The 21,239-nt window shown below is 66.0% G+C and carries 23 protein-coding genes; 11 read left to right on the top strand and 12 right to left on the bottom strand.

Annotation, left to right across the window (positions count from 1 at the left end):
• Positions 1-148: 148 nt before the first annotated feature.
• Positions 149-352 carry an STAS domain-containing protein gene (locus tag AC3WON_RS24130; RefSeq protein ID WP_492352884.1) on the bottom strand — a complete coding sequence of 68 codons (204 nt, stop codon included), beginning with the start codon at positions 350-352 and terminating at the stop codon, positions 149-151.
• Positions 353-519: 167 nt separating this feature from the next.
• On the opposite strand from AC3WON_RS24130, the gene AC3WON_RS24125 reads away from it, so the two are divergent.
• Entirely contained in the window at positions 520-825 is a 306-nt protein-coding gene (locus AC3WON_RS24125; RefSeq protein WP_492317386.1) for a DUF1272 domain-containing protein, read from the top strand.
• A gap of 12 nt (positions 826-837) precedes the next feature.
• On the opposite strand, the gene AC3WON_RS24120 is transcribed toward AC3WON_RS24125, so the two are convergent.
• A complete protein-coding gene (locus AC3WON_RS24120; protein WP_010812825.1) occupies positions 838-1,266 on the bottom strand; it encodes a phasin family protein in 429 nt (142 codons plus the stop codon).
• Between the two features lie 279 nt (positions 1,267-1,545).
• Between AC3WON_RS24120 and AC3WON_RS24115 the strand changes: the two genes are divergently transcribed.
• Positions 1,546-3,087 carry a methyl-accepting chemotaxis protein gene (locus AC3WON_RS24115; protein WP_492317388.1) on the top strand — a complete coding sequence of 514 codons (1,542 nt, stop codon included), beginning with the start codon at positions 1,546-1,548 and terminating at the stop codon, positions 3,085-3,087.
• Between the two features lie 69 nt (positions 3,088-3,156).
• Here the strand turns inward: AC3WON_RS24115 and AC3WON_RS24110 are convergent, their stop codons facing one another.
• Entirely contained in the window at positions 3,157-4,518 is a 1,362-nt protein-coding gene (locus AC3WON_RS24110) for an esterase-like activity of phytase family protein (RefSeq protein WP_492317389.1), read from the bottom strand.
• A gap of 338 nt (positions 4,519-4,856) precedes the next feature.
• On the opposite strand from AC3WON_RS24110, the gene AC3WON_RS24105 reads away from it, so the two are divergent.
• On the top strand, positions 4,857-7,094 hold the full coding sequence (locus AC3WON_RS24105; RefSeq protein WP_492317390.1) for an NADP-dependent isocitrate dehydrogenase: 2,238 nt from the start codon (positions 4,857-4,859) through the stop codon (positions 7,092-7,094).
• Between the two features lie 81 nt (positions 7,095-7,175).
• On the opposite strand, the gene AC3WON_RS24100 is transcribed toward AC3WON_RS24105, so the two are convergent.
• Complete coding sequence (locus tag AC3WON_RS24100; protein ID WP_010812829.1) at positions 7,176-7,403, bottom strand: hypothetical protein; 228 nt, start codon at positions 7,401-7,403, stop codon at positions 7,176-7,178.
• A 324-nt stretch (positions 7,404-7,727) separates the two neighbouring features.
• On the opposite strand from AC3WON_RS24100, the gene AC3WON_RS24095 reads away from it, so the two are divergent.
• The 4 genes from AC3WON_RS24095 (at position 7,728) to AC3WON_RS24080 (ending at position 9,348) form a co-directional block, all read left to right on the top strand.
• Positions 7,728-7,931, top strand: a complete 204-nt coding sequence (locus AC3WON_RS24095; RefSeq protein WP_010812830.1) for a cold-shock protein — start codon at positions 7,728-7,730, stop codon at positions 7,929-7,931.
• Positions 7,932-8,109: 178 nt separating this feature from the next.
• Positions 8,110-8,412: a hypothetical protein gene (locus AC3WON_RS24090; protein ID WP_492317392.1), complete on the top strand. Its 303-nt coding sequence runs from the start codon at positions 8,110-8,112 to the stop codon at positions 8,410-8,412.
• A gap of 141 nt (positions 8,413-8,553) precedes the next feature.
• Positions 8,554-8,880 (top strand): hypothetical protein, encoded by a 327-nt coding sequence (locus tag AC3WON_RS24085; RefSeq protein ID WP_492317393.1) that lies wholly within the window; start codon positions 8,554-8,556, stop codon positions 8,878-8,880.
• Positions 8,881-8,973: 93 nt separating this feature from the next.
• The gene (locus AC3WON_RS24080) at positions 8,974-9,348 is read left to right on the top strand and encodes a hypothetical protein (RefSeq protein ID WP_492317394.1); all 375 of its coding nucleotides are present in this window, start codon (positions 8,974-8,976) and stop codon (positions 9,346-9,348) included.
• A 30-nt stretch (positions 9,349-9,378) separates the two neighbouring features.
• On the opposite strand, the gene AC3WON_RS24075 is transcribed toward AC3WON_RS24080, so the two are convergent.
• The 4 genes from AC3WON_RS24075 to AC3WON_RS24060 all read right to left on the bottom strand — a co-directional run bounded on the left by AC3WON_RS24075 (position 9,379) and on the right by AC3WON_RS24060 (position 11,594).
• Entirely contained in the window at positions 9,379-9,633 is a 255-nt protein-coding gene (locus AC3WON_RS24075; protein ID WP_018308947.1) for a hypothetical protein, read from the bottom strand.
• Positions 9,634-9,710: 77 nt separating this feature from the next.
• Positions 9,711-9,932: a translation initiation factor IF-1 gene (gene infA / locus AC3WON_RS24070; protein WP_008646230.1), complete on the bottom strand. Its 222-nt coding sequence runs from the start codon at positions 9,930-9,932 to the stop codon at positions 9,711-9,713.
• Positions 9,933-10,030: 98 nt separating this feature from the next.
• Positions 10,031-10,255 carry a hypothetical protein gene (locus tag AC3WON_RS24065; RefSeq protein ID WP_037023361.1) on the bottom strand — a complete coding sequence of 75 codons (225 nt, stop codon included), beginning with the start codon at positions 10,253-10,255 and terminating at the stop codon, positions 10,031-10,033.
• Between the two features lie 430 nt (positions 10,256-10,685).
• Positions 10,686-11,594: a LysR family transcriptional regulator gene (locus AC3WON_RS24060; protein ID WP_492352883.1), complete on the bottom strand. Its 909-nt coding sequence runs from the start codon at positions 11,592-11,594 to the stop codon at positions 10,686-10,688.
• Positions 11,595-11,746: 152 nt separating this feature from the next.
• Between AC3WON_RS24060 and AC3WON_RS24055 the strand changes: the two genes are divergently transcribed.
• Positions 11,747-12,424, top strand: a complete 678-nt coding sequence (locus AC3WON_RS24055; RefSeq protein ID WP_013953523.1) for an isochorismatase family protein — start codon at positions 11,747-11,749, stop codon at positions 12,422-12,424.
• Between the two features lie 91 nt (positions 12,425-12,515).
• Positions 12,516-13,142 carry an isochorismate family cysteine hydrolase YcaC gene (gene ycaC / locus AC3WON_RS24050; RefSeq protein WP_010812838.1) on the top strand — a complete coding sequence of 209 codons (627 nt, stop codon included), beginning with the start codon at positions 12,516-12,518 and terminating at the stop codon, positions 13,140-13,142.
• Positions 13,143-13,244: 102 nt separating this feature from the next.
• Here the strand turns inward: ycaC and AC3WON_RS24045 are convergent, their stop codons facing one another.
• The 4 genes from AC3WON_RS24045 to AC3WON_RS24030 all read right to left on the bottom strand — a co-directional run bounded on the left by AC3WON_RS24045 (position 13,245) and on the right by AC3WON_RS24030 (position 18,361).
• Positions 13,245-14,603 (bottom strand): MFS transporter, encoded by a 1,359-nt coding sequence (locus tag AC3WON_RS24045; protein WP_492317397.1) that lies wholly within the window; start codon positions 14,601-14,603, stop codon positions 13,245-13,247.
• Between the two features lie 47 nt (positions 14,604-14,650).
• On the bottom strand, positions 14,651-16,255 hold the full coding sequence (locus AC3WON_RS24040; protein WP_492352882.1) for a benzoate-CoA ligase family protein: 1,605 nt from the start codon (positions 16,253-16,255) through the stop codon (positions 14,651-14,653).
• A gap of 85 nt (positions 16,256-16,340) precedes the next feature.
• Entirely contained in the window at positions 16,341-17,888 is a 1,548-nt protein-coding gene (locus tag AC3WON_RS24035; protein ID WP_492352881.1) for a 3,4-dehydroadipyl-CoA semialdehyde dehydrogenase, read from the bottom strand.
• 8 nt (positions 17,889-17,896) lie between these two features.
• Positions 17,897-18,361 (bottom strand): DUF4863 family protein, encoded by a 465-nt coding sequence (locus AC3WON_RS24030; RefSeq protein WP_492317400.1) that lies wholly within the window; start codon positions 18,359-18,361, stop codon positions 17,897-17,899.
• Positions 18,362-18,451: 90 nt separating this feature from the next.
• Here AC3WON_RS24030 and AC3WON_RS24025 point away from each other — a divergent pair, with 90 nt between their 5' ends.
• Together AC3WON_RS24025 and boxC are read left to right on the top strand one after the other, a co-directional pair.
• The gene (locus AC3WON_RS24025) at positions 18,452-19,414 is read left to right on the top strand and encodes a helix-turn-helix transcriptional regulator (RefSeq protein WP_492317401.1); all 963 of its coding nucleotides are present in this window, start codon (positions 18,452-18,454) and stop codon (positions 19,412-19,414) included.
• A gap of 159 nt (positions 19,415-19,573) precedes the next feature.
• Positions 19,574-21,232, top strand: coding sequence for a 2,3-epoxybenzoyl-CoA dihydrolase (gene boxC, locus AC3WON_RS24020; protein WP_492317402.1), 1,659 nt, complete (start codon positions 19,574-19,576; stop codon positions 21,230-21,232).
• Positions 21,233-21,239: the final 7 nt, after the last annotated feature.

Below are 21,239 nucleotides of genomic sequence, written 5' to 3'. Positions count from 1 at the left end.
GAGACGGCCGATTCTGCAAGGCCATGCAGTTCTGGCCGTTTGGGGCAGAGAGATGTCTGCGGGACGCGGGGAATTTTCGCGATCAGCACGCTGCGCAAGCGGCCTGCCCCGCGCGAATGGCTGGGCATCGCGCTGGTGGGGGCTGGCGTTATGGTGCTGAGCCTGCGGCGGAAGGGCCATCGGTCACGACCCAGCGCACCTCGTGCCGCGTGGTCAGCGCCAGGATGCGCTGGCGCAGGAAATCGGCGTTGAAGGGTGTCAGCGGCGATTCGAAGCGGTAGATCAGCAGCCCTGGCAAGGGCCGGGCCTCGGGGTAGTGGGCCAGTTCGTAGAAGCCAAGTGGCCTTGCCACAGGCCCGGCTGATAATCCTTGCGGTGGTAGCGCAGCAATTCGGCGGCGCCGGGCATCAGGCCGGGGCCGGCTGCGATGCCGCGCGGGAACGGGCGAGCCTCGCCACCGGAAATGCGGCTACGATAGCGTCGATCCCCAATCGTTCACCCACACAGGAAGCAAGCGATATGCTGGAACTCAGACCGGGCTGCGAGCATTGCAACAAGCCCCTGCCACCCGCATCGACCGAAGCCCGCATCTGCTCGTACGAATGCACCTTCTGTGCAGACTGCGTGGATAGGCTCAGCAACGTCTGCCCGAACTGCGGGGGTGGCTTCGTGCCGCGGCCGGTGCGCCCGGTACGCGACTGGAAGAACGGTAACTACCTCGGCAACAACCCGGCCAGTACCAGGGTGAAGCACCGGCCGGTCGACCTCGAGGTGCATGCCCGCTTTGCCGGAGCGATCGCCCCGGTCCCGCCCGAGCAGCGCTAGCGGTGGCCTGGGCTAGCCCTTGGATTTCGGCTTGAGCAACTCGCCAGCCTCCTTCACATTCTGCTCGGCGCGCTTGCTGATCACGGCCAGCGCTTCGGCCTGCGCCTTCTGCGCGGTTTCGGCCAGCGCGCGCATGTTCTCCAATGCCTGGTGCAGCTGCTGCTGCACGAATTCGCTGTGCTTGGCCATGGCCTCGGCAGGATTGCCTGCAGTGCTGTACTGCTGAGCGGCCGCCTGCAGCTGCTGCATGGTCTGGGCGAAGATCTCCTGCTGCTTCTGCACCAGGGCCTGGATACCCTCATAGGCCAGCTTGTTGGCCTCGGTCAGGGCCTCGATGTCCTTGCGGCGCGCTTCCATTACCGCGCTCATGTCCACGCCCGGCAGGCGGAACTGTTCCATCATCTTGGTGAAGTCTGCAAAGGGATTGGGAGGCGTGGCCATGCTGGGTCTCCTTCTGGAAGGACTGGCAGGGTGGCCGGCGGCGGGGATGGAGCGTGCCCTTCGGCCGGGTTCCTGTCCACTATAGCCGGTATCCGCACACTTCTGGCCGTCAATCGAGGAAGACCCTAAAGTTTCCGGACCCCATGCCGTTGGCATCCATAGCCCGCAAGTGCGTCGGCCCGACCGGGCGCGTCCGCGGACGATGAGAGCGAAGAACGCCGCGCCGTCCCAGGCGCGGACCGGCACTTCGCCGTAACCAGTGCTAATCAGGTAGAAGACATGAAGAATCTAGGCATCGGGGTCCGCCTCGGCATCGGCTTTGGGGTGGTATTGCTGCTTTCTGCGCTCATGACGGTATTCGGCATGATGCGCCTGCAACAGGTGGCTGAGCGCACGCACGCGATGATGCAGCAGCCGCTGACCAAGGAGCGGCTGGTCAGCGACTGGTACCGCCTCATGCACACCAGCGTGCGCCGCACCACGGCGGTGGCGCGCAGTGCCGACCCGTCGCTCGGCGCGTTCTTCGCGGCCGAGACCAAGGCGTCGATCGAAGGCATCGCCGCCTTGCGCGACAAGCTCCAGCCCATGCTCAGCTCGGCCGAGGAAAAGGCCGCATTCCAGAAGATCCTGAGCGTGCGTGACCCGTACAACAACGGCCGCGACAAGATCACCAAACTCAAGCAAGAGGGGCTGACCGAAGAGGCCAACCAGGTGCTGGAGAAAGAGTTCGTCCCGGCCGGCGACGCCTATCTGGGCGAGATCCAGAAGCTGCTCGACATCCAGCGCGCCAGCATCGACGCCACCGCGCGCGAGATCAACGGCATCTACGTCAACGCGCGCAACAGCCTGATCGGGCTGGGCGTGGTGGTGCTGGCGATCGGCATCGCGTTCTCGGTATGGCTGACGGCGGGCATCACGCGGCCGCTGCATCGCGCCGTGGCGGTGGCGCGCACCGTGGCGTCGGGCGACCTGACCAGCCGCATCGATGTCGACAGCCGCGATGAAACCGGACAGCTGCTGCAGGCACTGGCGGACATGAACGCCAATATCCTGCGCATCGTGCGCCAGGTGCGCGCGGGCACCGAGTCGATCGTGTCCGGCACCAGCCAGATCGCGGCCGGCAACACCGACCTGTCGCAGCGCACGGAAGAACAGGCCTCGTCGCTGCAGCAGACCGCGGCCAGCATGGAAGAGCTGACCAGCATCGTGCGCCAGAACGCCGACAACGCGCGCCAGGCCAGCACGCTGGCGGTCAATGCATCGGACATCGCCGAGAAGGGCGGCGACGCGGCGGGCAAGGTTGCCGAGACCATGGAGGAGATCAACGGCGCGTCGAGGAAGGTGGTCGACATCATCGCCGTGATTGAAGGCATCGCTTTCCAGACCAATATCCTGGCGCTCAATGCCGCGGTGGAAGCCGCGCGCGCCGGCGAGCAGGGCCGCGGTTTCGCCGTGGTCGCGGGCGAGGTGCGCACGCTGGCGCAGCGCAGCGCTTCCGCCGCCAAGGAGATCAAGGCGCTGATCGGCGATTCGGTCGATCGCGTCGAGAAGGGTTCGATGCAGGTGACGCAGGCCGGCCAGACCATGGTGGAGATCGTTGCCGCGGTCAAGCGCGTGACCGACATCATGGGCGAGATCAGCGCGGCCTCGGCCGAGCAGAGCGCCGGGATCGAGCAGGTCAACCAGGCGGTGACGCAGATGGATACCGTGACGCAGCAGAATGCCGCGCTGGTGGAAGAGGCCGCCGCTGCAGCAGGCTCGCTGGAGGAGCAGGCGCAGCGGCTGAAGGAGGCGGTGTCGACGTTCAGGCTGGCGGCGTAAGCGTAGGCTGTTTGCTTGCTCCCTTCTCCCGCAAGCGGGAGAGGGGAGCATCTCCATCGCAGCGGACGCTCACCGCGCCTTCAGAAACTCCCCCACCTCCAGCAACACCAGCTCGTTGTCGTCCGCCTGGTTCGGCTCGCGGCTGCTGCTGAAGGGCAGGTTGTTGTCGTTGCCCACCACGATATGCGTGGCGTCGACCACGTCGACGTTCTCGATGGTGAAGAACGGGAACGCCAGCACGCCATCGGTCAACGGCTTGCGCGCAAGCTTGGCCGGGTCGGCAATGCGCAGCAGGTCGATATAGCTGATCTTGCGCAGCGGCCCGCCGGCGTTGGCATCGCTCAGCTCGACCTTGTACACGCGCTTGAACTTCGCCACGTCGTCAAAGCAGTCCGGGCGCTTCTGCCCGGCCGGACAGGCCTTGTCCGGCGTGCCTTCGCCGTTGTCGCGCTCGATGATAAGGCCGGTGGTGGCGTCGATCATGTTGAAGTCGCCGATGGCGTGGCTGGCGCCTTCCAGTACGTACTTCCAGTGGCGGCCGGTCCAGGCCTGCTGCCTGACATCAAACTCCAGCACGCGCAGGTAGGGCTTGCCGCCATCGTTCTCGTAGCCCTTGGCGGCCTCGTCCCACAGCGCGCCTTCCAGCAGCGCGTACAGCTTGCTGCCATCGGGCGAGGACGCCATGCCCTCGAAGCCCTTGGAGCGCCGCACCTGGAACTTCACGCTGCCGTCCGGCGCGCCGGGCGCGGTGACGGCGGGATGGTCGGGCGAGCGCACCACCTTGCCGTCGACCTTGGTGTCGAACACGGCCAGCACCTTGCCGTCCATGTCAGCCTTGATCAGGAACGGGCCGAACTCGTCGCCGATCCAGATCGCGCCATCGGCGAACTGGAAGCTCTCCGTATCGAAATCCGACCCCGTCAGGTAGCGCTGCCTGGTGCCCTCGTGGACGATGCGGAACGGCACCTTCTTGTCGGGGTCGTGCAGGAAGATGGTCTTCAGGCGCTGCAGGCGGCCGCTGCCGAAGTCCACCTTGTAGCGGTTCAGGTACAGCATGAAGTCCGGCGAGTTGGCCTTGGCGCCGGCGCCGTTGTCGGTCAGCACCCAGAAGCTGCCGTCGGCCATGCGCTTGATGCCGGAATGCCCCTGTGCCGGCTGGCCGCGGAACGGCAGCGACACGCCGGTGGGGCGGCCATTGGACTTGCCTTCGACCGTGCCCGGCGTGTCCACGCGCTGCGCGGTGGTGAACTTGCCGCTGACCTGCAGGTCAGCGGGCGCATCCTTCGGCACGGCAAGCAGGGTCTGGGCCGGCAGCACTGCGTGGCCGGCCAGCGTGGCGGGGTAGGCGGCAGGGGCCTGCGCCCACGCCTGCGCCGCGCCCAGGCAGCCCAGTGCGATGGCCGCCGGGGCCAGCAGCAAATGACGAGACATTGTGGTTTTCCTTGGCGTTCAAGATGACAAAACCCTGCATTGTCGGCGCCAAGTTTGACAGAACTGTGATCCGTGGGACGCATGGCCCGGCATGTTGCACTGCAGCGTAGGTGCCATATGGGCACCGTGCCGGTGCAATCTGCGAACGATCATGCTGCGAGGACGGCCCAACGCGGCACCGGCGTCCGGATTTCTGCCGATAGCCGCGCAAAAAGCAGTGGGTTTTCAGGCCCCTGAAAGCAAACTGAGGCAAAATTCTATTTTTCGCCTAGTATGCCGCCGCGCTGTGACCCAGCAGGCGGATGTCCTACCACCCGTTCGAGGATCTGAGAGAAGCAATGAGTACCCAGCAACCCACCATCATCTACACGCTGACCGACGAAGCTCCGCTGCTGGCGACCAGTGCGTTCCTCCCGATCATCCAGACCTTCACCAAGCCCGCCGGCATCAACGTCACCACCAGCGACATCTCGGTGGCGGGCCGTATCCTGGGCGAGTTCCCCGAATTCCTGACCGAAGCGCAGCGCGTGCCGGACAACCTGGCCGAGCTGGGCAAGCTGACCCAGCTGCCGGACACCAACATCATCAAGCTGCCGAACATCAGCGCCTCGGTGCACCAGCTGGTCAGCGCCATCCGCGAACTGCAGGGCAAGGGCTACAAGGTGCCGGACTATCCGGAAGACCCGAAGAACGACGAAGAAAAGGCGATCCAGAAGCGCTATTCCAAGTGCCTGGGCTCGGCCGTGAACCCGGTCCTGCGCGAAGGCAACTCCGACCGCCGCGCACCGGCAGCGGTCAAGAATTTCGCGCGCAAGCACCCGCACAGCATGGGCGAGTGGAGCATGGCTTCGCGCACGCACGTGGCGCACATGAAGCATGGCGACTTCTATCACGGCGAAAAGTCCATGACCCTGGACAAGGCGCGTGACGTCAAGATGGAGCTGGTCACCAAGAGCGGCAAGACCATCGTGCTCAAGCCCAAGGTCTCGCTGCTGGATGGCGAGATCATCGACAGCATGTTCATGAGCAAGAAGGCGCTGTGCGACTTCTATGAAGAGCAGTTCGAAGACGCGCGCAAGACCGGCGTGATGCTGTCGCTGCACGTCAAGGCGACCATGATGAAGGTGTCGCACCCGATCGTGTTCGGCCACGCCGTCAAGATCTTCTACAAGGAAGCCTTCGCCAAGCACGGCGCGCTGTTCGACGAACTGGGCGTGAACGTCAACAACGGCCTGGTCAACCTGTACGAGAAGATCGAGGCGCTGCCCAGCTCCAAGCGCGAAGAGATCATCCGCGACCTGCACGCCTGCCACGAGCATCGCCCGGAACTGGCGATGGTGGATTCGGCCAAGGGCATCTCCAACCTGCACGCGCCCAACGACGTGATCGTGGATGCCTCGATGCCGGCCATGATCCGCATCGGCGGCAAGATGTGGGGCGCCGACGGCCGTCCGAAGGACACCAAGGCCGTGATCCCGGAAAGCACCTTTGCCCGCATCTACCAGGAGATCATCAACTTCTGCAAGACCAACGGCAATTTCGACCCGACCACCATGGGCACCGTGCCCAACGTCGGCCTGATGGCGCAGAAGGCCGAAGAATACGGCTCGCACGACAAGACCTTCGAGATCGCCGAAGACGGCGTCGCCAACATCGTCGACCTGGCCACCGGTGAAGTGCTGCTGACGCAGGACGTCGAGCAGGGCGACATCTGGCGCATGTGCCAGGTCAAGGACGCGCCGATCCGCGACTGGGTCAAGCTGGCCGTCACGCGCGCGCGCAACTCGGGCATGCCGGCCGTGTTCTGGCTGGACCCGTACCGTCCGCACGAAGCCGAGCTGATCAAGAAGGTCGAGACCTACCTGAAGGACTACGACACCAACGGCCTGGACATCCAGATCATGTCGCAGGTGCGCGCCATGCGCTACACGCTGGAGCGCGTGATCCGCGGCCTGGACACCATCTCGGTGACCGGCAACATCCTGCGCGACTACCTGACCGACCTGTTCCCGATCATGGAGCTGGGCACCAGCGCCAAGATGCTGTCGATCGTTCCGCTGATGGCCGGTGGCGGCATGTATGAAACCGGCGCCGGCGGTTCGGCTCCGAAGCACGTCAAGCAGCTGGTGGAAGAAAACCACCTGCGCTGGGATTCGCTTGGCGAGTTCCTGGCGCTGGCGGTGTCGCTGGAAGACGTTGGCATCAAGACCGGCAATGCCAAGGCCAAGATCCTGGCCAAGACGCTGGATGCTGCCACCGGCAAGCTGCTGGACAACAACAAGAGCCCGTCGCCCAAGACCGGCCAGCTGGACAACCGCGGCAGCCAGTTCTACCTGGCGATGTACTGGGCGCAGGAACTGGCCGCCCAGTCGGAGGACGCTGAACTGGCCGCGAAGTTCGCGCCGCTGGCCAAGACGCTGACCGACAACGAGCAGAAGATCGTTGGCGAACTCGGCGCCGTGCAGGGCCAGCCGGTGGATATCGGCGGCTATTACATGCCGGAAGCCGACAAGCTCAGCGCCGCTATGCGCCCGAGCCAGACGCTGAACGCCGCGCTGTCGACCGTGACGGCCTGACCGGACTGGCCCGCCTGGCGGGCCGGCAGGCATCGCAACCCCGGGCCCTGGCCCGGGTTTTTCTTTGCGCCGCGGAAGGCGTTATGGCTGCTGCGCTTCCATATGGATGTCCCACCCCTGTTCCGGGCCGCTCTTCTGGTCCCGGTAGGTCCAGAGCGCGCCGCAGTCCTGGCAGACGAAGCTGCTGATGGTGACGGCGGCGGAGCCGGCGGGCTTGATGCGTCGGGTATCGGTGATGCGCAGTGCCGCGTGCCCGGGGGCGCCGCGCACGTGGCGTTCAATGGCCTGGCAGGCAGTGCAGAGTGTCATCCGTGTCTGTTCCGTTCGATCGGCCACTGTAGCATGCCGGCGCCTTCGGGGCCGGAAGTGGGCAGGAACATGCGGCGCACTCGAGAATTCGCTCGGCGAGAACCTCAACCCGCACTTTCCATGTGATTTGGGCCCGATCCGGTGAAGTTCGTTGACATGCCTGGGTGGGGCCTGTATAAGGATGAGTGCAGGATCTTTCAAGCAGCAACCTAGAAGTCCAGGTGCTTGCCCACACGGCGCCACTTTTTCTCCTTGTGTCTTCCTTGATCGTCATGCCTTGCCGGCGCTTTTGCCGGTGAGAAAAAACTTATTGAGGAATCCAACATGGAAACCGGTACCGTCAAGTGGTTCAACGATTCGAAGGGTTTTGGCTTCATTACGCCTGATGCAGGCGGCAACGACCTGTTCGCGCACTTCTCCGAAATCCAGGGCAACGGCTTCAAGTCGCTGCAAGAAGGCCAGAAGGTGCGTTACGTCGCTGGCGTCGGTCAAAAGGGCCCGGCCGCGACCAAGATCGAGCCGATCTGAATCGCACCGACCTGAGTTGAGCTGAGCGCCGAGGCGCCAGTCCAATGAAAAAAGCTCCGCCAACGCGGAGCTTTTTTATTTCCGTTGCCGCTATTCCCCGCAACCGTGAAATAAAGCCACTGCTGGCGCGGCAACAAGCGTAGAGTGGGGGCAGGATCACCACACGGCGGAGGCTGCCATGGATATCTATCCGGCTGCAACTTACAAGGGCTACGACCTCTATCCCCTTGTGTACAAGCACGCCGCCGAGCGCGTGTGGCCCGAGCCGCGGCCCGACCGTTCCTTCGATGCTGCCGTGGTGATCTGCCTGGAAGGCGAGTCACCAGAAGGCATGCAGGCGCGCACGTTCCGCCTGGACGCCGCACCGTGGGATAACGTCGGTGGCGCGCGACGCGGTGCGTTGCGCTATGCCGAGGCCATCATCAATGGCGCGGTGCCGGGGGTATCGGTAACAACGGCCGGCGCGCCGATGGCGTCCTGAAGGTCCGACGACGGACCCTGGCGCCGCGGTGCATTTGCGCCGCTGACGCCCGCGCGGGGTCATGGCCCATGCCGTGCGCGTGATCCACATGAGTTCAGCAATCCTTCCCATCAGCGCGGCACGATGCCGCATGGAGATGTCGTGAGCGACAGCAGTCCCAGCCGCAGTCCCGGCAACACTGTTCCCGGCAGTACGCCCTTTGCCAGCTACAAGGGTTTCGATCTGTATCCCCTGGTTTATCGCCATCGGCCTGAGCAGGCCTGGCCGCGCACCAAGCCCGACAGCAGCTTCCTCGCGTCGATCGTGATTTGCCGCGAGGGCTATCGCCCTGGCAGCGACCATGCGCGCGTGTACCCCATGAGCGAGTCGCGCTGGGAGAACATCGGCTCGGCGCGCCGCGGCGCGCTGCAGTTCGGCGAAGACATCATCAATGGCCTGGTCGCCGGCGAATCCGTGGCGTCGATCTAGGTATTTTCGGTTCCGCAGCGGCCTGGTCACAGGCCAGTTGCGGAGCGGGGAAACAGGCGCGGCGCTATCCGTCAGACTGCAAGGAGTCCGTTCATGGACATGCGTTCGGGATCATCCGGTTTTCTGTGCACGTTGCCCGGTGAGGGCAAAGGCATCACCTATCACGTTGCGGTCTGCTTTATCGATGCGGAGCGCCCCACCGGGGTGTTGTTCACCAGCTTCGTGGGTGTGGGGCGGCGGTCGTTCGGCGTGCTGGCCGAGCCAGGGGCCCTGCAGGGCCAGCTTGCCGCCAGCGGCGAGGCGCTGTGCCGCCTGGCCATCGGCCAGGTGGTGCGCGACCAGCTGCACGACAAGGCTCGCGAGGGCGATGCGGTGCTGGACCTCGCCGCCTCGCCATGGGACGGCGAGCTGAGGACGGTCGGCGCGGGGCTCAGGACGGCCCGGCCGCATGTGCGCGTGCTCGGCTGAGGCCGCACGCAATCGTCAAGCCAGGTCAGGTCAGATCTGGAATACCGGATTGCCGTGGCGCTCCAGCAGCGCCTCGATCAGTGCCATGTCGGCGATCTCGGGAGTACGGTCTTCCACCGCGCGCGACGGCCCGCAATAGGTGGCAGTCACGTGGCGCCTGACGGTCAGCACGCCGGATGCGGGCGGTGCGACTTCAACCGCCTGCCACGGTGCATGCCGGTAACTGCCTGCCTGCCAGCCTTCGGGCGTCAGGTGCACGGCTTCCCATTCTTCGATGACGGACATGATCGGTTCTCCTTGATTGAGGGATGAATCGTTAGCGGGACGGCACGCGCCGGCGCGGCGCATGCCATGACGCCGGCCTACGACTTGTGCCGGTAGTTGATGCGCCCCTTGGTGAGGTCATAGGGCGACATCTCCAGCGTGACGCGGTCGCCCGCCAGCACGCGGATGCGGTTCTTCTTCAGCCGCCCGGACGAATACGCCCAGACTTCGAAGCCGTTTTCCAGGATCACGCGGAAACGGTTGTCGGGCAGGACTTCCGACACCTTGCCGCCAAATTCGACCAGTTCTTCTTTTGCCAAGGAGGCTCCTTGCTGTAGCCGCGCCGCTTGTGCGCGAGCTGTTGTGACGGCCAACTGGACACCAACTGGCCGATGGGATGGGGCTTGCGATGCCTGGCTTACTGCTGGCGCAGGCGTGCTGCGGCGCGTTCGCCGGCACGGCGGGCGGACTGCCTGGCGCGGGCTTCAGAGCGGTGCGTGTCGTGGCGCATTGCCACGTTGGCGACGATACGTTCGGCGCCATTGCGGTATTCCGCAATCATGTAGGTCGCGAACCAGAGGCCGGGTTCCTGCTGGATGGGATAGACGGAAACGGTGTAAGGGGTAGGGTTGACTCGATTCAATGTGATGCCTGTTCTAAGGCGCGGCCGCAGGGGCGCGGAGCATCGTTCCGATGCAGGCGTCGCGCGGTGGCGGCCGTTCGCCGTTGCTGTAGGCCAGCGTCGGGCCCGCGCGGCTGCGCAGGCGTTGCATCTGGCGTGAAGTGGACCATGCCTGCGCAAGCCGATGCGCCAGGTACAGGGGCGATCGTTGCGGAGCGGACGTGCCGCTGGTCGGATAGGGTGGTGGGCCGTTCTGCATAGGCTGGCCCAAAGACGCATCGGGTGTACGCCCGATATGCCGCCGCTGAATGCTTCTTGTGGGATTGTCTTGCGGCTGGCGCACAGATGTCGGGCGTTGCCGATCCGTGCATAGGATCCCGGATGATACCACTTCCGGGTCAATCCTGCCCGCGTGACGGGCAGTGCCCCTGGAGGGGCCGCCTTGCGGTGCCTAGAGTTCGCTGATCTGCGCGAAGCGCCGCGACAGGAAGTCGATCAGTTCACGCACCGAAGGCAGCAGCCCGCGCCGTGAGGGGAACACGGCGTGGATCACGCCGCCCCTGACCGACCAGTCCGGCAGGACTTTTACCAGCTGGCCATCGCGCAGCTCGTCGGTCATCATCATGACCGGCAGCTGCACGATGCCGGCACCGGCCACGGCCGCGGTGCGCAGCATGATCATGTCGTCGGTCACCAGGCGGGGCTTGTGGTGCAGCTCGGCGCTGGCGCCATCGGGGCCGTACAGCGACCAGGTGTGCGAGGGGCGCGGCGGCCCCAGGTCCAGCGTTGGCAGCGCGTTGAGGTCCGCGGGCGCCAGCAGCGGCCCATGGCCGGCCAGCAGCGTTGGGCTGGCCACGAAGCACCAGGCGCGCTCGGCCAGCACGCGCATCACCAGGTCGCTGTCTTCCAGTGGCGGCACGCGCACGCGGATGGCCAGGTCGATCCCCTCCGCCACCACGTCCACGCGCCGGTTGGTGGCTTCCAGGTGCACGATGACCTTGGGGTTGGCCGCCATGAAATCCGCAATCATGTTTCCCACCCGCGCGTGCAGCAGCGCCACCGGGCAGCTCATGCGCACCAGGCCGCTGGGTTCGGCGCGGCTCTGCGCGATCGCGCTCTCGGCCGCTTCGGCCTCCACCAGCATGGCCTTGCAGTGGGCGTAGTAGGTCTGCCCCACTTCTGTCACGGAGAAACGCCGCGTCGAGCGCTGGATCAGGCGCACGCCCAGGCGTTCTTCCAGCATGGCCACGCGCCGGCTCAGCTTGGACTTGGGTATGCCGAGCACGCGCCCGGCGGGCGCAAAGCCCTGGTGATCGACTACCTGCGCGAAGTAATACAGGTCATTCAGGTCGGGATGCAAGCGGGCGGCTCCTGTCGTCCTGCCAGTAGGACGCTGAGGGCAGATTTTCCATCCTAGCGATGCGATCTGCCAAGACCTATGCTTTCGCCACACGGTCGGCTTGGGGATTGCCCAGAGTCGCCGGTTTCGCCAACCGCATAGGAGAAAGCCAAATGACCACACCCGCGAATTTCAACGGCAAGCGTCCGGTACTGGATCCCGCCGATACGGCCATGCTGCTGATCGACCACCAGAGTGGCCTGTTCCAGACCGTTGGCGACATGCCGATGCCTGAGCTGCGCGCCCGTGCGGCCGCGCTGGCCAAGATGGCGACGCTGTGCAAGCTGCCGGTGATCACCACGGCATCCGTGCCGCAAGGCCCGAACGGCCCGCTGATTCCGGAAATCCACGAAAACGCCCCCCATGCCAAATATGTTGCGCGCAAGGGCGAGATCAACGCCTGGGACAACCCCGACTTTGTCGCCGCGGTGCGCGAGACCGGCAAGAAGACCCTGATCATCGCCGGCACCATCACCAGCGTGTGCATGGCATTCCCGTCGATCAGCGCGGTGGCTGACGGCTACAAGGTGTTTGCCGTGGTGGATGCATCGGGCACCTATTCCAAGATGGCGCAGGAAATCACCCTGGCGCGCATTGTCCAGGCCGGCGTGGTGCCGATGGATACCGCCGCCGTGGCCTCTGAGCTGCAGCAGAGCTGGAACCGCCCGGACGCGCAGCAATGGGCCGAGGTCTACACGCAGATCTTCCCGGCCTACCGCCTGCTGATTGAAAGCTATCTCAAGGCACAGGACGTGGAGAAGAACCACGAGGTGCTGGACTCCAAGCGCTGACGCCTTGCCGGCAACGCACGGCATACCCAGGGGTACGCACGCGTGGCAGACGCCACGCGTGCGTACCTTTTTTTGTTGACAGGAGCACACCATGAGCAAGCCCTACAAGCGCCTTGACAAGAGCCAGGCAGCCGTCCTGATGGTCGATCACCAGGCCGGCCTGCTGTCGCTGGTGCGGGATATCGAGCCCGACAAGTTCAAGAACAACGTGCTGGCACTGGCCGACCTGGCCAAGTACTTCAAGCTGCCGACCGTGCTGACCACCAGCTTCGAGGATGGCCCCAACGGACCGCTGGTGCCTGAGCTCAAGGCCATGTTCCCTGACGCACCGTTCATTCCGCGCCCGGGCCAGATCAACGCCTGGGATAATGAGGACTTCGTTGCCGCGGTGCGTGCCACTGGCAAGAAGCAGCTGCTGATCGCCGGCGTGGTCACCGAAGTGTGCGTGGCCTTCCCGGCGTTGTCGGCGATCGAAGAGGGTTTCGAAGTTTTTGTCGTGACCGATGCCTCGGGCACCTTCAATGAAATCACGCGCGATTCGGCCTGGCAGCGGATGTCGGATGCCGGCGCGCAGCTGATGACGTGGTTCGGCGTGGCTTGCGAACTGCATCGCGACTGGCGCAACGACATCGAGGGCCTGGGCACGCTGTTCTCGAACCATATTCCGGACTATCGGAATTTGATTACGGCTTATACGACCGTGAAGGGCAGCAAGTAGGCAACGCCCTTCAACAAGCCGCTGGTTTGCTCCCTGTCCCGCTTGCGGGAGAGGGAGCAAACAATTGGGACGGGGGAGGGCCCAAGTGGCAAGCAATTTTCCTCAGGCCTCCTTCACAGCCGCCCGCACCGGCACCGCAGCGACTTCCGCCTGCGCCGACGCCGACCTCCGGTGATTGATCATCGACACCGCCCCCACCGCAATCACCGCCGGGATTGCCATCGCCATGAAGTTCTGCTGCAACGGCAGGGACATCCCAACCAGCACGCCGATCACGATCGGTGCCAGGATGGCGCCGCTGCGTCCCACGCCGGAGGCCCAGCCGATGCCGGTACCGCGTACCGCCATCGGATAGAACTGGCCCGCATAGGCATAGGTGACGATCTGCGTGCCGATGGTGGAAGCACCAGCCAGGCCCACCACGACGAACAGCGCGGCGCTGGGCATCGGGTAGCCCAGCAGCGTGATCGACACTGCCGCCAGCGCGTACATGCCGATCAGCACATGCTTGATCGGCAGCCGGTCGGCCAGCCAGCCGCCACCGATGGCGCCGAGCATGGCGCCGAAGTTCAGCACCAGCACGAAGGTCAGCGCCGAGCCCAGGCTGTAGCCGGCGGCGGCCATCAGCTTGGTCAGCCAGGAGCTGAGCGCGTACACCATGAACAGGCACATAAAGAACGCCACCCAGAACATCACCGTGCTGAAGCCGCGGCCGTCCTGGAACAGGCGCCGGATCGGCGCGCTGCCGGCCTTGTCGTCCGCGGCCAGGGTGAAGACGTCGCCCGGCTGCGGCCGGTGCGCCGGCACCAGGCGCGACACCACGGATTGCAGAGCGTCGGTCTGGCCCGTGCGGAGCAGGTATGGCATCGACTCCGGCAGCGAGCGCAGCACCAGCGGGACCAGCAGCACCGGCAGGCCGGCGGCGAGGAAAACCGACTGCCAGCCGTAGCTTTCGATCAGTCCCTTGCCCAGCAGCGCGGCCAGCATGCCGCCCACCGAATAGCCGCTGAACATCAGCGTCACCAGCGTGCCGCGCAGCTTGCGCGGCGAGTACTCGGTCATCTGCGCCACCACGTTGGGCATCACGCCGCCGATGCCCAGGCCCGCCAGGAAGCGCGTGACGCTGAACGTCACCGGGTCGCTGGTAAAGCCCGCCGCCGCGGTGAAGACACTGAACAGCACGATGCAGATGGCAATGGCGCGCCTGCGGCCGATGCGGTCGGCCACGGTGCCGAGGAAGATCGCGCCGAACATCATGCCGAACAGCGCCGAGCTGACCATGAAGCCGGCGCTGGTGGCGGTCACGCCCATCTCTTTCATGATCGACGGCAGGGCGATGCCGGCCACGGCCAGGTCGTAGCCGTCGAAGATGATGATCAGCGCGCACCAGAACAGGATGAGCGCATGGAAGCGGTTGAAGCGGGCCTCGTCGGCCAGCTTGTGGACATCGATCTGACGCATGGTTTGTCTCCGGTATGGTGGTATGACGGGGCGGGCGGCGTTGCCGCTCACGCCACCGCGACGGCGCGCTCTGCGGCGGCCTTCAGTTCGCGTTCGCGCAGCATGAAGCGCTGGATCTTGCCGGTGGCGGTCTTGGGCAGCGCATCGACGAACTCGATCGCACGCGGGTACTTGTAGGCCGCCAGCCGCTCCTTGACGAAGGCCTTCAGTTCGCCGTCGCCAAGCTGCGCGCCGGCCTTCAGCACCACGAAGGCCTTGGTCTTGACCAGTCCGTCTTGGTCAGGTACGCCGATCACCGCAGCCTCCAGCACTGCCGGGTGCTGCACCAGCGTGGCCTCGACCTCGAACGGCGAAACGTAGATGCCGCTGACCTTGAGCATGTCGTCGCTGCGCCCGGCGTAGCTGTAGGTGCCATCCGGGTTGCGCACGTATTTGTCGCCGCTCTTGGTCCAGCCGCCGCGGAAGGTCTCGCGCGACTTCTCGCGGTTGGCCCAGTACATCAGCGCGGCGCTGGGGCCCTGGATATAGAGGTCGCCGATCTCGCCGTCGGGCACCGGGCGGCCTTCTTCGTCGCGCAGCTCGATGGCATAGCCCGGCACTGGCCAGCCGGTGGTGCCGTAGCGCACCTGGCCGGGGCGGTTGGACAGGAAGATATGCAGCATCTCGGTGGAGCCGATGCCGTCGATGATCTCGCAGCCGAAATGCGCGGTGAAGCGCTGGCCGATATCGGCGGGCAGGGCCTCGCCGGCGGACGAGCACAGCCGCAGCGCGACCTCGGCGCGCTGCGGCAGCGCCGGCGAGGCGAGCATGCCGGCGTAGCCTGTCGGCGCGCCGAAGAACACCGTTGGCCGGTGTTGCAGCCAGCGGCGGAAGGTGGCCTCGGGCGTGGGCCGCTCGGCCATCAGCACCACGGTGGCGCCTACGCTGAGCGGGAAGCTGAGGCCGTTGCCCAGCCCGTAGGCGAAATACAGCTTGGCCGCAGAGAAGCAGACATCCTGCTCCTGCAGGCCGAGCACCGGGACTGCATAGAGCGCCGCGGTCCAGTACGGGTTGCCGTGGCTGTGCACCACGCCCTTGGGCTGGCCGGTCGAGCCGGACGAGTAGAGCCAGAAACCGGGGCCGTCGCAACTGGTGGCGGCAGGCGCCTGCAACGGCGTTTGCGCGGCAAGCAGCGCATCCAGCGCCGCCATGCCATCAGGCAGCGGCTCATGCGCACGGGACACGAACACTTGCCCGACTTCATGCCCGGGACGTGCCAGCGCCTCCTGCAGCACGGGCAGCAGCGCGGCCGACACCAGCACCGCCTGCGCGCGGCTGTGCTGCAGCATGTAGCTGTAGTCGTCGGCGGTCAGCAGCGTGTTGACGGCCACCGGGACGATGCCGGCGTACATCGCGCCCAGGAAGCAGACCGGCCAGTCGCTGCAGTCGTGCATCAGCAGCAGCACGCGTTCCTCGCGGCGGATGCCGGCGCCGAGCAGCGCCGCGGCCAGGCGCCGCACCTGCTGCGCCAGTTCGCCGTAGGTGAGCTGGCCGTCGTCATCGATATAGGCCACCTTGCCGGCGCGCCCGGCATTGCAGCCGAGCAGGTGCCCGGCAAAGTTGAAGGACGTGCCGGGTGGCCGGACGGGTGGTTCTGAAGGCGTGGCGGTCATGGGTGTCTCCCCGTTGCTGGTGTACGGTGTGCCGCGCGCCGCCATGCGGACGTGGCGGCGCGGTGAAGCGGGTTGGCTTGAACGGTCAGGCGAGCGCGTCGAGCACCGCGGTACTGGCCTGGATGGCGCTGCGCCGGTGATAGAAGTGCAGGGCGCGCAGTCCGCCCAGTTCCTCGCCGCCGCCGGCGCGGCCGGGGCCGCCATGCAGCGATTGCGGCATGACGTTGCCGTGGCCGGTGTGCAGCTGCGCCACGTCGGGCGAGATCACATGCACGCGGCCATGGCTGTCGGCCAGCTCGACGGCGGCCGCGCCGAGCGCGGCCGCGTCGCTGCCATAGAGCGATGCCACCAGCGAGCCCTGTCCACGGCGCACGAGTGCCAGTGCATGGGCGGTATCCCGATAGGCCAGCAGCGTGGCCACCGGGCCGAACACTTCGGTGTCGTGCACCGCGGCGGCGGCGTCCGCATCGGTCACGCCCAGCAGCGTCGGGCCGATACAGCAGGCCACGGCCGGATCGGCATCGACCAGCGGCTGCTGCGTGCCGTCATGCAGCACCTGTGCCTGCTTGCGCAGGGTTGCCAGCCCGTCTTGCACGGCGTTGAACTGCGCACGGCTGACCAGCGCACCCATGCGCACCGTATCGTTGCGCGGGTTGCCCACGGTCACTTTCGACAGCCGTGCGCCAATGGCCTCGGCGGCCTGGCCATACAGCGCTTCAGGCACGAACACGCGCCGGATCGCGGTGCATTTCTGGCCGGACTTGACCGTCATCTCGCGCACGACTTCCTTCGCCAGCAGGTCGAAGGCGGCGGTATCAGGGCCGTCCTGCGACAGCAGCACGGCGGAATTGATGCTGTCCGCTTCGATATTCACGCGAACAGAGCGTTGCGCGATGGCGGGATGCGAGCGGATCACCGCGGCCGTATCGGCCGAACCGGTGAACGACACCACGTCAAGGGGCTGCAACTGGTCCAGCAGTCCGGCCGAGCTGCCGCACACCACCGACAACGCGCCGGCCGGCAGCACTCCGGCCTCGACCACGTCGCGCACCATGCGCTGGGTCAGCCAGGCGGTGGCGGTAGCGGGTTTGACGATCACCGGCACGCCGGCCAGCAATGCCGGCGCCGCCTTCTCCCACAGTCCCCAGCTCGGGAAGTTGAAGGCATTGATAAACAGCGCCACGCCGCGCGTGGGCACCAGCACGTGCTGCGACTGGAACAACGGGTCCTTGCCCAGCCGCGCGGCCTCGCCATCCGGAAGGTAGTGCCGGTCGCCGAGCGCATCGCCCAGCCTGGCGTAAGTGCCCAGCGTGAAGATGCCGCCGTCGATGTCGACCGCGGAGTCGTTCCTGACGGTGCCGCTGTTGGCCGTGGCGATGTCGTAATAGGCATCGCGATTGGCCTGCAGCACCTTGACGATGTCAGTCAGCAACGCGGCACGCTGGCGATAGGTCAGCGCGCGCAGGGCCATGCCGCCCTGTTCGCGGGCAAAGGCGAAGCCGGCAGCGAGGTCCAGCCCGGTGGCGTCAACGCGCACCAGTTCGTCGCCCAGCACCGGATCGAACAAGGGCGTGCCGGCACCGCTGCCGGCCTGCCACTTGCCGCCGAGGTAGTTGGATAGCAATTCAGTCATGGGGGATCTCAGCGCGTGAAGTCGATGCGGCCTTCCGGCAGCAGATAGAGCACCAGCGCGCGGCCGTTGCTGACGGTGGGGCGGTGGGCGCTGCCCGGCGGGCACACCAGCCAGCCGGCGGGGCGGCCGTCGAACTGCGCGTCGCCCTCGAGCGGCATGATCAGGTCGATCTCGCCGTTGGGATGGGTGTGATGCGGGCCGGCAATGTCCTGCATGTCGACCACGTCGACGGAAAAGCCGTGCAGGTCGTCAGCCGGCTTGAAGATGCGGCCGTAGCGGATGCCGCCGCCTTCGCGGTCGCACAGCCAGCCTTCGGCCACGCCGGCCTGGCAGGCGTCCTTAAGTTGCTGGTAGGTGGGGCTGCCGGCGCCGTGCTCGGCATTGAGCCACGCATCGAGTGCGGCATCCAGCGGGCGGCCTGCCAGTTGCGCGGTGAGCTGCGCGATCTGGCTGCGGAATTCTGTGGGGGACATGGTGTTGGGGGCTCCATCTGATTCGCCAGTTGCTATCACTGGCTTCATGCATTATTGTGCATGTATGGAAAATAGAGCCGCACAGAAATCATGTCAAGCACTATATTGCATAAATCTGGGTTAACCCCGGCAGCCGACATGCACCATGATTCAGATGCAAGCGCTGCCAATGGCACTGAGAAGAACCCGTTTCTGGTCGCGCTGGGCGAGCGTGTGCGTGAGTTGCGCGCCTGCCGAGGCCTGACCCGAAAGGCCGCCGCGCAGGCCGCCGGCGTATCGGAGCGGCACCTGGCAAACCTGGAATACGGCAGCGGCAACGCTTCCATCCTGGTGCTGCAGCAGATTGCGGATGCGCTGCAGTGCTCGCTGGCCGGGCTGCTGGGCGACGTCACCACTTCGTCGCCGGAATGGATCCTGTTGCGCGAACTGCTGGAGCACCGTGACGAAGCCACGCTGCGGCGCGTGCGCATTGCCGTGGGCGAGATGCTCGGCACGGGTGGCGAGAATGCCGGCCAGGCCGCGCGCAGCCCGCGCGTGGCGCTGATCGGGCTGCGCGGCGCCGGCAAGAGCACGCTGGGCGGGATGCTGGCCGAAGACCTGGACTTCCCCTTTGTCGAGCTGAGCCGCGAGATCGAGAAGTTTGCCGGCTGCAGCATCTCGGAGATCCAGGGCCTGTATGGCATGAACGCCTATCGCCGCTATGAGCGGCGCGCGCTGGAAGAAGCCATCCAGATCTACCCCGAGGCCGTGATCGCCACGCCCGGCGGCCTGGTCTCCGATCCGGCCACCTTCAACCTGCTGCTGGCCCACTGCACCACGGTCTGGCTGCAGGCGGAGCCGGAAGACCATATGGAGCGGGTGCGCGGGCAGGGCGACTTCCGTCCGATGGCGGCAAGCAAGGAGGCCATGGAGGACCTGCGCCATATCCTGGCCGGTCGCGCGGCCTTCTATTCCAAGGCGGAGTTCGCGCTGGACACCAGCGCGCAACCGCTGGAACCCACATTTACCGCGCTGCGCGAGCTGGTGCGCCAGGCCTTGCGCATGCCGTTGTGACGGCTGGGGCGCAATAACGCGGCATCGGGGCCAGCGACCGGCACCTCCTGAGAAATCTGCACAATAGTGCTTGCAGAAAATCTGAGCGATGAACTATAGTTCGTCTCACCAGATTCCTGTTCATGCACGATAGTGCAGTTTCGCAGAGGAGACACCGCCGTGACAACCGCCCCCCGCGTCGACTACCAGACCGCCCCCGCCCAATACAAACACCTGAAGCTGACGTTCGACGGCCCCGTCGCCACGCTGGCGGTGGACATCGACGAGAACGCCGGCCTGCGCCCCGGCTACAAGCTCAAGCTCAACAGCTACGACCTCGGCGTCGACATCGAACTGAACGACGCGCTCAACCGCGTCCGCTTCGAGCACCCGGAAGTGCGCACCGTGGTCGTCACCAGCGGCAAGGACAAGGTGTTCTGTTCCGGCGCCAATATCTTCATGCTGGGTGTCAGCAGCCATGCGTGGAAGGTCAACTTCTGCAAGTTCACCAACGAGACCCGCAACGGCATCGAGGATTCCTCGGCGCACAGCGGCCTGAAGTTCCTGGCCGCGGTCAATGGCGCCTGCGCCGGCGGCGGCTATGAGCTGGCGCTGGCCTGCGACGAGATCCTGCTGGTGGACGACCGCTCGTCGGCCGTGAGCCTGCCGGAAGTGCCGCTGCTGGGCGTGCTGCCCGGCACCGGCGGCCTGACCCGCGTGACCGACAAGCGCCACGTGCGCCATGACCTCGCCGACATCTTCTGCACCACCACCGAAGGCGTGCGCGGCCAGCGTGCCAAGGACTGGCGCCTGGTGGACGATATCGCCAAGCCCGCCGTGTTCGCGCAGAAGGTGCAGGAGCGCGCGCTGGCGCTGGCCGCGCAGAGCGATCGTCCGGCCGATGCGCAGGGCGTGGCGCTCGAGCCGATCGAGCGGACGATCGAAGCGGATGCGCTGCGCTATACGCATGTGACGGTCGAGATCGATCGCACCGGCCGTACCGCGACCTTCACCGTGAAGGCGCCCGTCGGTGCGCAACCGCAGAGCATCGAAGAGATCGTCGCCGCCGGCGCCGCCTGGTACCCGCTGCAACTGGCGCGCGAACTGGAAGACGCGATCCTGTCGATGCGCACCAATGAACTCGACATCGGCACCTGGCTGATCAAGACCAGCGGCGATGCCGCCGCGGTACTGGCCACCGACGCCACGCTGCTCGCGCACAAGGACCACTGGCTGGTGCGCGAGACCATCGGCCTGCTGCGCCGCACGCTGAGCCGCCTGGACGTGTCGTCGCGCAGCCTGTTCGCGCTGATCGAGCCGCAGTCCTGCTTTGCCGGCACCTTCCTGGAACTGGCGCTGGCCTGCGACCGCAGCTACCACCTGGCACTGCCGGACGACGAGGCGCGCGCACCGAAGATCACCGTGGCGGAAGTCAATTTCGGCCTGTACCCGATGGCCACCGGCCAGAGCCGCCTGGGACGCCGCTTCTACGACGAGCAGCCCGCGCTGGACGCGGTGCGCGCCAAGGCCGGCCAGCCGCTCGATGCCGATGCCGCCTATGCGCTGGGCCTGGTCACCGCCAACCCCGACGACATCGACTGGACCGACGAAGTGCGCATCGCGCTGGAAGAGCGCGTGGCGATGTCGCCCGATGCGCTCACCGGCATGGAAGCCAACCTGCGCTTCAACGGCCAGGAAAACATGTTCACCCGCATCTTCGGCCGCCTGACCGCGTGGCAGAACTGGATCTTCCAGCGTCCCAACGCGGTGGGCGACAAGGGCGCGCTCAAGGTCTACGGCAAGGGCGACAAGGCCGCCTTCGACTGGAACCGCGTCTGATCCAGCC

The organism is Cupriavidus sp. FW305-46 (assembly GCF_058787075.1).
Note: the sequence above shows the minus strand (reverse complement) of the source record. Positions and strands in the feature narration are given on the sequence as shown.